Consider the following 14,184-nt stretch of genomic DNA (forward strand, 5'->3'; position numbering starts at 1 on the left):
CCCAAATCTGATTGTATCTGTAAACGGCCGGCCCGCCTTTACCGAGCGGTTCGTCCGGCCTCTTTTATTCAAATTTCCACCACGTGCCCGCCGTCAAAGAAAAACAGGTACGTTCCCCCAAGCTTGCGCTTCCAGATTTTTTCCACCGCCTGCCCGTACAAACCGAGCTGAACCCGGTATCTTTCGCGCAGCGCTTCAAGGCCTACGCCTTTGACACGGTCCGTCTTGTAATCGAGCATAATCAGGTGCCCCTCATATTCGAACAGGCAGTCGATCACGCCCTGTACAAGCACCGTTTCCTGGCGGGTCGACGCATCCGCATTCGGATAGACACGGCCGGCGGGAAGCCCCAGGCTGAAGGGCACTTCACGCCATACCCGGGTAGAGGCGGCAAGCTTCGAGCCGATTTCCGTCCGGAAAAAGCCCGCAAGGATGTCCTTATCCACTGCTCTCGCCTGGGCCGGGGTAAGCAGTTCTTTATCGGTCATATCCCGGATGACGGCTTCCACCGCCGCCGGAGTCACTTCCTTCAGCGGCATATGCTGCATGACGGCATGATAAACGGTTCCCCGTTCCGCCGACGTCAATTTCTTCTCCTCCATAAAACGGGGACGTCTCAGAAGCGACGTTCTTGCCGAGGAAGCAGCCGAAGGCGTACCCGGTATCGCAGCACCGGACGCAGCTTCCCCGCCTGCTTCACCGGGAGACTCAATCAGCTCGCTAGCTGCTTGAGTGTCCTCTGCCGCTTGCGGTTCATGCGCGTCCCATGCCGCTTGTGTAAGCTGCGGCCTTTCCCCGTCCTGCATGTTTCCTGCCGCTTGCGTATCCCGCGTGTCTTGCGTGTCTTGCATGTCTTGCATGTCCTGCATGTCTTGCATGTCCTGCATGTCTTGCGCATCCCGCGTCTCTTGCGGCTCTTGTGCGTCCCGCGTCTCGGCCGCTTCCCGCTCGTGCCGTTCTTCCGCCCCTGTAAGCGCAGGGCCGTCCATAAACGTCGTCAGACGGATAAGCGAATTCCCTCCGGTAAGGCTCCCTTGCGTGTCGCCCGGTAAGACAGGCATACCGGGCGAGTGCTCCCGGTTCAGCCGGGAAGCTTCCGCCGCTCCCGCCATTTTTAGCAGCCGGGTCGGCAGTATTAGTCCGCTACCCGTTGCGGGCAGCAGCTCGGCCGACGGAATTTCTTCGTGATCGGAAGCCGTCGTGCGGTCTGCCTGTCTTTTCAGCTCGGATACGGACGTTTTGGAAAAATAAGCGGTCGCCTGGGCAAACGGATACGTCCACGACAGCGATTTCGCAAGCGCAACGTCCCATTCCCCGGTAAAAGTCGGCACCTTGTTCAGGTGCTTCAACGCCTCCAGCCGGTCCCCCTGTATCGTGACGGATTCGTCGGCTTTGCCCATAGCCGCCAGCTCCTCGGGCGCAATCACTTCAAAGCTCCATGTGGAGCCGTCTGCCGCCAGCGCCGGCGGAATGTATTCCTGAAGCCCGGCCTTCTCTCTCCACAAAGACGCATCCCTGTGCCGCACGAGAGCCGGCCCCAGCCAGTCCATGTAGCTTCGCGCACGCGCGACTTCGTCGTCCGGAAGCGCCCAGCCGTCCTTCTCCAGGTTCCGGCCCCAGCCCTGGAGCTGCTTGTCCAGCGAGCGGACCGTGCCGAGCAGGAACAGCTTCTCCCGGGCCCGGGTCAGCGCCACATACAAGACGCGAAGCTCCTCGGCAAGCGTCTCGGTGCGCATCCGGCGCCGGATCGCAAGCTGCGGAAGAGTCGGATAGCCGACCCGCAGCTTCGTATCCACAAAGCGCGGACCAAAGCCCAGTTCCTTGTGGATCAGGAACGGGTCGAGCAGGTCGCGCTGGTTGAACATTTTGCCGAGTCCGGCTACAAAAACGACCGGAAACTCGAGTCCTTTACTCTTGTGGATGGACATGATCCGCACGACGTCTTCCTGCTCGCCCAGCGCCCGGGCGGTCCCGAGGTCGCCTCCGGTGTCTTTCATCCGCTCGATAAAGCGGAGAAACCGGAACAGACCGCGCAGCGAAGTGTTCTCGTACTGCCTCGCCCGGTCGTAGAGAGCCCGGAGATTCGCCTGGCGCTGCTGTCCTCCGGGCATCGCTCCCACGAAGTCGAAATAGCCGGTATCCCCGTACACCTTCCAGATGAGACGGGCGAGTGCTCCCTGCCGGGCTTCGCTCCGCCACTCTTCCAGGCGCCGCAGAAAGTCGGCGATTTTCCCGCGCAGCTCTTCGTCCGGCTTCCACTCGGCAGCATCCCCCAAGCCGTTTCCGCCGTCTGCGTTTCCCAGGGGACGGTTTCCTTGGGCGTAGGACCGGACCGCCTCGTAGAACGGGATATTTTTGCCCGAAATACGCAGGGAAGCCAGTTCATCCGCCGTCAGGCCGACAATCGGAGAACGCAGGACACCCGCGAGCGGAACGTCCTGGTACGGGTTATCGATCACTTTCAGCAGGGAAAGCATGACCTCGACTTCCGTCGCCGTAAAATACCCTGTATTCAAATCGGCATAAGCCGGTATCCCAAGCTGCCTTAATTCTTCTATAAAAATCGGCGACCACTGCTGGGTAGCGCGCAGCAGAATAACCATATCCCGATACGTGGCAGGCCTCATGGAACCCGACCGTTTATCGTACACGAGGTAAGGCTGCCCGTCCTGCGGATCCAGCATGGCCTGTATTTTACGGGCGATTGCCCGCGCTTCCATCTGAGCGGTTTCCAGCTCCTGGCCTTCCAGAATGCCTCCCGGCTCGCCCTCCTGCTCATCGGACGAAATCTCTCCGGCCGCTTCCTCCGCATCGGCCTCTTCACCTGCGGCCGCCTGTGCGGCCGCCGCACGGTCGATAAGCATCATTTCGACCGACAGGTTCTGGCCTTCGGCCGCAGGATAAGACGCGCCGTTCACCAGCTCCGCCCGCTCGTCGTAAGCAATGTCGCCGACGCCCTCGTTCATGATCTGCCGGAAAATAAAGTTGACGGCATCGACTACCTCCGCCCGGCTTCTGAAGTTCCGGGCCAGGTCGATCCGTCTTCCCGGACCGCTGCCGTCCCCGGTGAAGCTTTTGTACTTCTCCAGAAAAAGCCCCGGCTCCGCCAGACGGAAGCGGTAAATGCTCTGCTTCACGTCGCCGACCATAAAGCGGTTGCCCGGGAGCGGCTCGGCAATCAGCTCGACGATCGCTTCCTGGACGCGGTTCGTGTCCTGGTATTCGTCAAGCAGCACCTCCGCGAACTGCTCCCTGTATTCAAGCGCCGCCCGCGAGGGAACCAGATGATCCGGCGCAGACTCTTCGGCGCGCAGAATACGCAGGCAGAAATGCTCCAGATCGGCGAAATCGACCAGTCCCTTGGCGGCCTTGGCCTTGCTGTAGCGTCCCCCGAAGTCGATGACGAGATCGACCAGCGCGTGAATGACGGGCGCCATTTCCCGCGTTTCCTCCAGAAACTTCTCCGGCGGCCGCCCGAACAATTCTTCCTGGAGGGAAGTAATGCGTTCCTTGGCCCGGCTGCGCAGCTGCTTCACCTGTTCCTGGAGCTGCGGGTCCACTTCGTCTTTCTTGCACGGCTTGAGTTTGCCGAAAGACACGGACTGAAACGCCAGGAACAGGATCTCCCACGGGTGGCTCCCGGCGATATCCGCCAGTCCTTCGACCATGGTCAGGTCATCCTGCACGGCTGTCGCGTAAGGAAGCGGGCCGCCCGGCTGACCGGTAATTTCAAGAGCCTGCTTCAAAAGCTCGGCGGTCCCATGAAGCTCCAGGCGGACATCGTCGGTGAGCCCCTTAAGCCAGAACTCCGCTGAAGCGCCTGCCCCTTCTCCTGCATTATCGCTCCGTTCAGCGTTAACCTGATTGTCCGCAGCAAGCGCGCTTTCGGCCCCCTCGCTTTGGGAACCTTCGATATCTGCCGAAGAAGCCGCCCCGGATACCGCAGCTTCAGGCACCGGCTCCTGCTTAAGGCCATCCGGCCCCAAAGCCGCCGAAGTCTCTGCCCGCCCTGCCGCCATCCGTTCGGTCGTCTCCCTGCCGTCCGGATCGGCTGGATGCGTCCGTTCGGCCGCCGGATGCTGCGCAGGAACCACCTCATCCGCCGAAGCGGCGTCCTCCGTGGTTCCTGCCCCAGGCGGATTCGCAGCCGCATCAACGGCCGCAGCCGCTTCCGCATAGCCTTCGCTTACTTCCGCCAAGGCGGCCGTCCGCTCGTCTTCGCCGGGAGCATCGCTTCCCGTGATCAGTTCATAGTTCTTCGGCCCGAACATGTTCGCCATCTCGCGCAGCCAATGTTCCGGCCACGGATGACTCCGCGACTCGTCGTACAGCTTTTGGATCAGCAGATGAAGAGGAACGTCGCTCCGCTCGCCGCCGAACGTATCGACCAGCCGCCAGAACGGGCTGTCTTCTCCGCTTTCTCCGTAGTATTGTTCCATCATATCTTCGAGCTGGTCATGCCGCATCAATTCCGCTTCCGTTTCATTGGCGATCCGGAACCCGGGATCTAGCCGAATGAGGCTGTAATGCCTGCGGATCACTTCCAGACAGAAGGAATGAAGGGTCGTCACGGAAGCCCGCCCCATCAAGGCGAGCTGGCGCTTCAAGTGCTGGGAATCCGGATTCGCCGTCAGTTCTTTCTCCAGCGCCTCCCGTATTCTCTGCTTCATTTCAGATGCGGCGGCCTTCGTAAAGGTCGCGACAAGCAGACGGTCCACATCAAGGGGAGCAGCCTCGTCGGAAATGCGGCGGATAATCCGCTCGACCAGTACGGCCGTTTTCCCGGAACCGGCCGCAGCCGCCACAAGCATGTTTTGTCCCCGCAGGGCGATGGCGTCCCACTGTTCGTTCGTCCATGTGGTTCCCGCAGGTTTTGTTCTCGGTGTCGTTGTCATCGGTCTTGCTCCTCCTTTCCGCTTCCCGTCTCTTTCCTGGTAAGTTCGGCCCAGACGCGTTCGCGTCCGATTTTGGCCAGATGTTTGGGCTCGTTGCCGTCCAGCGCCGGATCGAATTGGCACACCGCCTTGTAAGAACAATGCTGGCAGGCCGTTTTATTGCCCGTGCGGTACGGGGTGATATCCACCCGTCCCTCCGTAATCTCCGTGCCGATATCGCGGATCCGGTCCCGCACATAACCGCGCAGGGTATCCCACTGCTCTTCCGAAGCGACGGAGGACGATTTGTAAAAGCCTCCGTCCTTGGACAAGGCGGCCGGGACGAGCTGGGAGTGGCCCGCTGCGCCCGCAAGGTCGCTGTCCATCATTTTCACGATTTCCGGATCCGCCATAAGGAGTCCTTTCATCTTGTACCGTTTGCGCAGTTCTTTCTCCACATCCTGCACGGTCATGCCGTTCGTAAATTGCAGCAGGGGATTGTGCACGTGAAAATACAGCACCCCCGCCGGTGTCGCGCTCATGCCGAGCCACTGGGTCGCATGAGTCAGAATCACGTCCAGATAGGTGAGCATCTGAAGAGACAAACCGTAGTAAACACTGGACAAATCCAGCGCGGTCGGACTTGACTTGTAATCGATCACGCGCAGCAGCAGACCGCTGTCTCCCTGCGCCTGGTCCACCCGGTCGATCCGGCCGATAATTTCCATCGTGCATCCGTTGTCGAGCTGGAAAGTCAGGGAGGGCAGCATGCCGCCCGGTCCGAAATCGATCTCCAGCCCCACCGGTGAAAACAGGCTGCGCTTCGCGTGCTCGCCCAGCATGACGGCCGCTTTGCCCACGACCTGCTTCAGCTTGTGGGAAATATACCTGTACCGCTTCGAGCTCAGGAGAATTTCGCCTTGCAGCCGTGGTGCAAGCCGGTCCACGACGTCGGATGTGCGGCGGTAGGTTTCTTCCGTGCTCAGGCTCGCCCAATCGACCTTGTCCTCCTGAAGACCGCGCACGAACAAGTTGAGCGCACCGTGAAACAGCTGCCCGATATCGGGAGCTTCCAGACGAAACACCCGGCGCTCTTTGAGCTTGAGGCCGTGCGTCAGGAAGTGGGCGAACGGGCATGCTACGTAGCGCTCCATCCGGGATACGCTCGCACGGAGATGACGCCCGTACAGAAGACGGCTCGTTTCCCGTGGCAGCTTGTCCTCCCGGTTGGCATAAAGCAGCCCCTGAACGAGGCGGTTCATGCTGCCTTTCCACTCCGGCTCTCCCGCAAAATAGTTGTAGGTGCCCCACCACAAGTCCCCGATGGCCGCTCCTCTCATCCACTGCTTGAGCTGGACACCGAGGTAAGACATGGCCCGCGACGGATTTTGCATATAGGAAAGCTGCTCTTCCGCGGACATAAGCGGCGAAGGCTCGCCCATCCACTGGATTTCCCGCAGTTCGGGAAACAATCCCTTCACCTGCCGGATCAGTTCCGAAGGAAGCAGCGATTTGCCTTCTTCATCGGCGAGCGGATAAGACAAAGACAGCCGTACGCTCGGTACGGCAAGCGAAGAATAGATCAGGAAGGACTCGTCGAGAAGCCGCCGGCGGTTGCCGTCCGCCATCGGCAGTCCCGTCTGCAGCAGCAGCTCACGCTCCGCTTCGGCCAGCACGCCGTCCTCCGTCGGCGACGCCGGAATGACTCCGTCGCTGACGCCGAGTATGAACGCGTACCGGATTTTCATGGAACGGGTGCGGTCCATGCTTCCGACCAGAACCTGGTCGAGCGCCGGCGGAACCAGACCGAGCTTGATGCTCTCCAGTCCGGTTTCCAGCAGCTCGCCGTACAGTTCGGCCGATATTTCTTCCTCGCCCATCAGCTCCACAAGCTGATCGAGCAGGTCCATCAGGCTGCCCCATATCTGGCTGTGCTCCCGGGCTTTCTCCGGCCGGCCGCCTGCGACCGCCTCGTCATGCCACTGCTCCAGCCGCTCCGGCGCGTGCACGTCTTCGAGAAGCTCGTACAGCGCTTGCGTTCGCGACTGGACCGTTTTGGCCCGCTTGAGATTTTTCTGAAAACGCAGCAGAGGTTCCGCCACCCATTCCCGGGTCTGCTGAATTTCCTGCAGATACAGCTCCTCCGCTTCATTCGCCGCCTTCTCTTCGTCTTCAAGCGAAGCCCGGCTGCGGTGCGTCCACGGCCTGCCGTCGGTCCAGCGGTTTCCCTGGATCCCGTAGGAAAGCACGTAATTCTCCAGGCGGTCCATCGCCGCCCGCTGCTCCGTCAGCGTCTTTGCCCCGTCTTCGGCGTCGCCGTTCCAAGGCAGGAGCAGGTCCGTTTTTACACAGCGGAATACCGCATCATATCCCCAGTTATGCAAAACCGTCTCCAGAGCCGAGCGGATAAACTCCGCAAGCGGGTGATGCAGCACCGTTCTTTTCTGGTCAAAAAAGTGAGGGATCCCGTAATCGGTAAAAGCGGTCTCCAGCAAATCCTCGTAGTCCGCCATATTGCGGACCATCACGGCCATATCGCGCCAGCGCACTCCCTGCTCACGGGCCAGTCTCGTCATCTCGCGGGCCACGCCTTCGGCCTCGGCCCTGCGGTTGACGGCGGCGTACAGCGACAGCTGCTCCCGCTCGCCGGGCCCGGCCGGAAGATACGGGCTGCCGTAACGCCCGATCCGCTGTTCGAACGAGCTCTCCAGATGAGCGAGCATGGGGCTTGCGGCAAACCGTGGCGGCAGGGCAGGCTGGACCGTGACCGTTTCGGCCGGTCCGGCGCCTAAGGCATCCACCAGCTCTTGGAGCTGCACCATCGTCCTTGCCGTGGGGTGGAACAAATCCAGCTCGTCCGGAATCTCTCCGGCATAGTAAGGCCGGTTCACGCAGAGCGACACCGTGGTCCGGGCACCGTGCTGAAACAGTTCTTTCACCACCATGAGCTCCTGTGGCGTAAAGCCGTGGAACCCGTCGATCCAAATCTGAGCGTCCCGGATAAGCGAAGACTGCCCCAGCTCTTCGGCCAGCTTGGCGAGCGTCCCTTCCCCGTCGAGATAGCGGAGCGAAATTTCGTGTTCGAAAGCCCCGTAAATCAATTGGAGATCCCGCATTTTGTCCCGCAGGAGCTGCTTCTTACTGCCGAGAAAATCGTCGTACCGGTCCACATGCTCGTGGAGACTCTCTCCCGTCACACAGTAGCGCCTCCACTCCGCGAACAGGTCATTGAGACGGTCGACGAAGCCTGTCTGCTCGTATACCGACCGGTAAAAGCGCAGATCGCCCTTCCGCTTATGTAAAAGCTTGTGAAGCAGCAGCTTTTTCCCCACATCGTCAATCGGCTGGCGGGCCGTTCCGCCTCTTTCCTGCATCACCCTCCAGGCCAGACGGCGGAAACTGAGCACCTGCGCGCGTATCGTTCCTCCCACGTCGGGGTGATCGACAAGCGCCAGTTCCGTCTGAAAGGTCGCCTGCTCGGGAACGATCAGAATCAAGGGCGGCCCCTCGGGCCGGTCTTTCAAGTTCTCTATGATTTCATCCATGCAGAGCTTGCTTTTGCCGCTCCCTGCACGGCCGGTTATAAAACGTACGGGCATTTTCGGGCACGCCCCTTTCGCCTTGTTACTTGCCCCTATGGGGAATCTATGTTCTCTATCGCTCTATTGTACCATAAGTTGCGAGAGGGGTGGCAAGCGGGCGGACATGGGACTATTTCCAATTTTACACGGCGGCGGCGCTGTTTCCTTCGATGACATCACGGTCATTCGTAATGTTATTGGGAACATTGTTAATGCTGCCGAAACTGTCACCCGGGGAGAACGAGTTGCTTCCTCCGTTCATTTTGTTGTTGCTGGACATCACGATATAGGCGGCATTTCCGATCTGTACATTGGAGCTGTTAGAGACACTGTTTATTTTGATGCTCCCGATAATTGAACCCAACATCCGAACCCCTCCAAACCTGATGGCCGTGTACTATCGTATGTATCCTCCCGCCCATGTGTCACTGCGCTTTTCATTTCGTTATAGAGACGGCAGCACGGCGGCGGGCAGAACTTTTTGCGCATAAAAAAAAGCGGTCCGGGGACCGCCCTTCTTATCACCTGTGTCTCGAAAAGCATGCGCCGCATCCCGGAACGAAAGCGGTCCGCCTACTCTTCGTCTTCCGGCTCCGCCTCGTAGCGGCAGACGAATCTTTCCGTGCCGGGATATTTCTCTCCCAGCGAACTTACCGTAAATCCGATGCTGCGGTAAAAATCGACGGCGTCCTCGTCCGTCTCCGCCACGATCTCCCGGGGCTTTTTCAGCTCGATCAGCTCCAGGATCTGCCCCCGGCCGTAGCCGGCTCCCCTGCACTCGGGATGCACCGCCAGATGGTGGATCGTCAGCGTCCCTTCCGCATCCGCCGAAAAACCGATCAAACCGATCAGGTCTCCCTCCGATTCGTAGCCGTACAGCTCGCGCTCCGGTGCCTGCCCGTAGAATTCCACCGTCTTGTCCACCGATTCGGGGTCCGGAAACACGGCATAGCCGAGCAGTTCCCTTACATTCTCCTCGTCCATCTGCGATTTTATGTTTTTGAGCATGGAAATCCCTCCATTCGTATCCGTAACATTCGTAAAATAAGGACCTGTAAATGTCCGATGTCTTATTTTGTCCTGCGCCCGGCTCTTATCGTCCGGCTGACCCGCGGCGTCTCTTACAAGCATGCCTGCATCATCGTCAAGTAATACGTGCACGGCTGTCCGGCTGACTGCCCCCGGTTGTCCGGCACTCTTTTGCAAGAAGTGTCCCAGGTTTACGTCCGGCCCGTTTATCCGATATAAGGCAGCAGGTAAATCACGAGCGTAACCGTAAACATACTGAGCACGGTTGACATAAACACGGCCTGTGAAGAAAACTCGGGCTCGTTGTCGTACTCGACCGCGAGCAGGACACTGCTGAGGGAGGTCGGAACCGCGCAGGACAGGACAAGCGCCTGTGCCATCACGCCGTGAAGTCCCAGCACGTATACAACGCCCAGACCGATCAGCGGGCCCATGCACAGCCGCAGGAAATTGGACCAGAGCACGTCGGAGAACCGGAACGTCCATTTCATGCCGCCGAGCTGCACACCCAGGGTGAGAAGCGCCGTCGCCATAAACCCGTCCGCGATATAATGCAGCGGAATACTAAGCGGCTGAGGCACGGGGATCTGAAAGTGGCGCAGAACGAAAGCGAGCGGAATCATGTAAATCGTCGGCAAATAAGCGACCGTTTTCACGATATCTTTCCAGTTGCTCTTGTGTGCGTTTACATTATAGACGCCGAGCGTATTGGGCAGCAGATTCTGCATCATCATCACGATCATTTGCACGGACAAAGTGAACGCGTCACCGACAAATACCATCTGATTGAGCGGAATCGCATAATTGGCGCTGTTGTAAAAAATAATGCTGTTGCGCATGGCTCCTTTCATTCCGCCCTTGTACTTCCGGATGCGCACGAATATTTCGGTCATCACGGTAATAGCCGTGAAAAACAGCAGGAAGAACAAAAGCACCTGACCGAGAATCGCCACGGACAGCTCCGATTCGTACAGCTTGACGAAAACCAGCGCGGGAGCAAACACGTAAAAATTCAATTTCGACAACGTTTTGATATCCAGGTGAAAAGCCCGGAACATCACCGCGCCGATCACAATCATCACGGCCAGCGGCATGATATTATTCAGAAAGATATGTATAAAATACGTCATGCTTTCATCACTTCTCGTCAGTTAGTCGGGAAAGATAAATCAGACAATAAGCCCTATATATGGTAAAATAACCAGGAGCAAATATAATTAATTCCCCTTATAAACAGAAAGGAGGTAAACGAATGAAAAAAATCGCCGTCCTGATCTTTGCCGTTTTTTTCGCTTTTACCGCTAACGCATCGGCAGCCTACACGGCCGTATCCCCCGACCTGTACGTCAGCCAGGCAGCGCCGCACAAAGCGAGCGTAGGGCTGTGGAGTACAAAGGACGAGATCGTCCAGCTAACGGTTTATTCCAAAAGCCCCAACGGACAGCTGAGCCCTGTCTTCTCCAAAAACGTGACTATCGGCCCCGCCGTAGCAAGCCCGGTAGAATTTACCGTAGGTTACTTGTCGCCGGGAACGTATGTGATTAAAGGAGAGTTTCAAGGCAGTTACGGCAGCCTGGGTCCCGTCAGTCTTTATCCGTCCTTCTAGACGGACGCCGGAAAACGCAGCAACCACTGATCGTTTCTTCAGTGGTTGTTTTTTGTTTTCGCTTGTTTTTAATCGGCCTTTAGCGCTCTTCCTTTGTCATCCAGGAAAAATTTCGCCTTCCGCACGGTATCTTCTTTAATCATAACCACTCTTCTAACGGAAGGATCCGATTTATCGACTCTGGTTTCCCAGCCTTCCGTATTCAACAGTTCCAGAATCTCGTCCAGGCTCATGGATTTATAGCCGTAAAAGCCGCTGAGTCCGGCCCATTCTTTTAAAAGGACCTTAACCCGGTAATCCAGCTTGTCCAGCGACTCGCTGCCTGCGTTCTTTCTTTTACCCATCTTCATTAACTCCCCTGTTTGTCCAAATTAAATTCCGTCAATAACGTTCCGACTCTTCACTTTACCACGATCTCGACCCGCGTTCCATCGGGAAGTTTATCTAGCTGATTGCCGATCCACGATCCGGCTCCCCGGTTGTCCGCAGGTTTGATATAAGCGATATCCGCTCCCTTGCCGCCTTCGGCACACATGGCCATCGGCCATTCGTCGCGGTCGTAATTTTTTTTGGTCGCGACACCCGCCAGGGACTGCCTGCGGTTCTCATCGGCTCCCTTGCGGTCGATCGTGCAGACAGGCGATGCGCCTTTTGCCACCGCGTCCTTGATATGTTTGGCGGTTTCCGGATATTTGTCGCTCGGAAAATAGATCGTCAGATCGGCTGCAGGGCTCTTGCCCGCCCCGCCGTCGAACAGACCGGTGTTTTGGGCGACGACCGAGACGAGTACAATCAGCAGAAAAAGAAAGATCGAGACCGTTTTCTTGTTCTTTTTTCGTGTTTGGGTCATGGTGTCCATCCGAATTTCTATAGAGTGGCGATCTTTGCCATTGTATCATACAAACGCGCTTTCCGGACGCAAAAAAACCGCCGCAGGGCTTCGCCCCGAGCGGTTTATTCCGCCGGCCGCCGCCGTATCAGCGGTTGGCTTCGCGGATTCTTCTGAGCTGATTAACGTGGGCCGTCTCGTGGATGGCGATAAAATGCGCCCACTGGGCGGCGTTCATTTCAAAGCCCGACGGATGCGGGAACAGGAGATCGTTGGTGTTCCGCTCGGCCAGTTTCGGAATAAGCGCCTTCGTCGCCGCGCGGACTTCGTCCAGCTTTTGCAGCGCTTCTTCGTAAGACACGGCGCCCGTCGGCTTGGCCGGGTTTGGCGCTTCGATCTTTTTGCCGATAATGCCGCTGGCTTGAAGAATGCCCATCACGTCCGTCACCTTCTCGTCCAGCGGCTCGGACGGTCCAGCCGGCGTCTGACCCAAAACCTGCTTAAGCTGGTACAGGATCATCCCTTCCAGCTTCGCCAGATGCTCCACCACTTCGGTCACGTTCCAGCCGTCCGGCCTCTCGCGGAGCTGTTTCTCGTCCGGACCGAACGAGTCCAGCACTTCCGTAAGCTGCCGGCGCACATTATCCATATAAGGCACGATATCTTTAAACGTTACCAAACCAATCCCTCCGGGTCTCATGTTGTCTGCTTATCTGTCTGCTTTCTCTTTTATTGTACCACGCCGCATCCCGGAATAAAAAAAGCCGGAGACCGCGGTCAGCGGCTCCGTACTTCAAAGATGGCGAACTTTAAATAATTTCCTTCGTCGACTCCGAGCAGGCGCGGGTGATCTTTGCCGGCGGCGCGGAATTCGACCAGCCGGAGTATCTTTCCGGCATCGACGGCTGCCGCGTGGACAGTCTCCAGGAACAGCTCGGGCGCCATGTGGTACGAGCAGGATGCCGTCACCAGGTAGCCGCCTTCGTTGACCAGCTTCATCCCGTGCAGGTTGATGTCCTTGTAGCCGCGGCAGGCGCCCTCAACGGCGCCGCGGGTCTTCGCGAACGCAGGCGGGTCGAGAATGACCACGTCCCACGTCCGGCCTTCTCCGACCGGCTTGGAGGTGTCGACCTTGGCGCCTTGTCCCGCCGACGCCCTCTGACGCCGTTCCTCGACTCCCTTCACCTGTCTGCGCAGATAGTCGAAAGCGTCGGCCACGACGAATTCGACCCGGTCTTCAAACCCGTTCAGCTTGACGTTCGTACGAGCGCTCTCCACCGCATGCTCGGAAATGTCCAGGCAGGTGACCTTTTTTGCGCCGTATTTGCAGGCATGCAGCGTAAAACTGCCCGTATGCGAAAAGCATTCGAGCACCGTGGCGCCGTCCCAGTACGGGAACGTGACGACCTTGCCGTTCGCGTTGACCGGCAGCCGCTGCAGGCGTCCCTCGTGTTCCACCTCGCGGACCCCGATGCCGCTTTCGGCTCCCCAACCCTTCATAAGCGGCTCGGTTGCCGCGCGGTTTTCCCGCTGGTCGAAGAAATAGCCCGTCTTCTGTCCCTGCTCGATATCGACTTCGATTTGAAGGCCGTTCTCCAGAATGCGCACATACCGCGGACACTCCCCGTAAAGCGGGCCCTTGGTCTGCGTCAAACCTTCCAGCTCTCTCACCGGCACGTCGCTGCGCTCGTAAATGCCCTGCGGTGCGAACACATCGACCAGAGCTGCCGTGATCGCCTCCCGGCACACATCCATGCCGAGCGTCAAAATTTGCACGACGAGCACGTCCGCAAACTTATCGACGGTAAGCCCCGGCAGAAAATCCGCTTCCCCGTATACGAGACGGTAGGAATCCGAATCATGCAAAAACCGCGACCGGTGTCTGGCGCAGCGTTCGAAACGCTCGACAAAAAATTCCTTCGTCATGGCTTCGAGCGGTTTATAGCTGACCACCCGTCCGGTAATCTGGGACTTCGGATTGTAGTAAGCCGATGCGAGCGGCTGTCCGGCGTGGGAGCGCACTTCCACGACCTGTCCGGGAACGGGCTCACCTTCCACGCGTTCGATTTCGCTCGCGAAGATCCAGGGATGACCCTGTTCAAGCCGTTTTTTTCTTTTTTTCTGTAAGACGATTGCTGCCATTGTAAGGCTCCTTCCTCCTGCCAAAGCCCCCGTCCTGCCCGGACGGGAGGCACATCAAATCGATCGGGGCGGGCGTGAGAGCTTGTCATGCCCCCGCCAGCCCGCTCATATACTGCTAAGACA

Annotated in this window: 10 protein-coding genes; 1 reads left to right on the plus strand and 9 read right to left on the minus strand. The window is 58.3% G+C overall.

All coding sequences use genetic code 11. From position 1 onward, the window contains the following. Positions 1 to 68 precede the first annotated feature (68 nt). From addA to ABC395_RS18220, 5 genes are all read right to left on the minus strand, one after another. Entirely contained in the window at positions 69 to 4,895 is a 4,827-nt protein-coding gene (gene addA / locus ABC395_RS18200) for a helicase-exonuclease AddAB subunit AddA (RefSeq protein WP_413005227.1), read from the minus strand. Beyond that, positions 4,892 to 8,473 (minus strand): helicase-exonuclease AddAB subunit AddB, encoded by a 3,582-nt coding sequence (gene addB, locus ABC395_RS18205; RefSeq protein WP_413005229.1) that lies wholly within the window; start codon positions 8,471 to 8,473, stop codon positions 4,892 to 4,894. Before addB ends, addA begins: the two co-directional genes overlap by 4 nt. A 124-nt stretch (positions 8,474 to 8,597) precedes the next feature. Then, the gene (locus ABC395_RS18210) at positions 8,598 to 8,822 is read right to left on the minus strand and encodes a spore germination protein (protein WP_413005231.1); all 225 of its coding nucleotides are present in this window, start codon (positions 8,820 to 8,822) and stop codon (positions 8,598 to 8,600) included. Positions 8,823 to 9,028: 206 nt separating this feature from the next. Next, a complete protein-coding gene (locus ABC395_RS18215) occupies positions 9,029 to 9,463 on the minus strand; it encodes a GNAT family N-acetyltransferase (protein WP_413005233.1) in 435 nt (144 codons plus the stop codon). A 227-nt stretch (positions 9,464 to 9,690) separates the two neighbouring features. After that, positions 9,691 to 10,614, minus strand: coding sequence for an AEC family transporter (locus tag ABC395_RS18220; protein ID WP_413005235.1), 924 nt, complete (start codon positions 10,612 to 10,614; stop codon positions 9,691 to 9,693). A 122-nt stretch (positions 10,615 to 10,736) separates the two neighbouring features. On the opposite strand from ABC395_RS18220, the gene ABC395_RS18225 reads away from it, so the two are divergent. Next, positions 10,737 to 11,090, plus strand: a complete 354-nt coding sequence (locus tag ABC395_RS18225; protein WP_413005237.1) for a hypothetical protein — start codon at positions 10,737 to 10,739, stop codon at positions 11,088 to 11,090. Between the two features lie 68 nt (positions 11,091 to 11,158). Here ABC395_RS18225 and ABC395_RS18230 read toward each other — a convergent pair whose 3' ends face one another. From ABC395_RS18230 to ABC395_RS18245, 4 genes are all read right to left on the minus strand, one after another. Next, a complete protein-coding gene (locus ABC395_RS18230) occupies positions 11,159 to 11,434 on the minus strand; it encodes a hypothetical protein (RefSeq protein WP_413005239.1) in 276 nt (91 codons plus the stop codon). Between the two features lie 56 nt (positions 11,435 to 11,490). Further along, positions 11,491 to 11,940 (minus strand): NucA/NucB deoxyribonuclease domain-containing protein, encoded by a 450-nt coding sequence (locus ABC395_RS18235; RefSeq protein ID WP_413005241.1) that lies wholly within the window; start codon positions 11,938 to 11,940, stop codon positions 11,491 to 11,493. Positions 11,941 to 12,067: 127 nt separating this feature from the next. Beyond that, entirely contained in the window at positions 12,068 to 12,598 is a 531-nt protein-coding gene (locus ABC395_RS18240; RefSeq protein WP_413005243.1) for a DinB family protein, read from the minus strand. Positions 12,599 to 12,696: 98 nt separating this feature from the next. After that, positions 12,697 to 14,061: a class I SAM-dependent rRNA methyltransferase gene (locus ABC395_RS18245; protein WP_413005244.1), complete on the minus strand. Its 1,365-nt coding sequence runs from the start codon at positions 14,059 to 14,061 to the stop codon at positions 12,697 to 12,699. Between the last annotated feature and the right edge of the window lie 123 nt (positions 14,062 to 14,184).

Origin of the sequence: Paenibacillus canaveralius (assembly GCF_047238265.1) — a bacterium.
Classification (GTDB): Bacteria; Bacillota; Bacilli; order Paenibacillales; family NBRC-103111; genus Paenibacillus_F.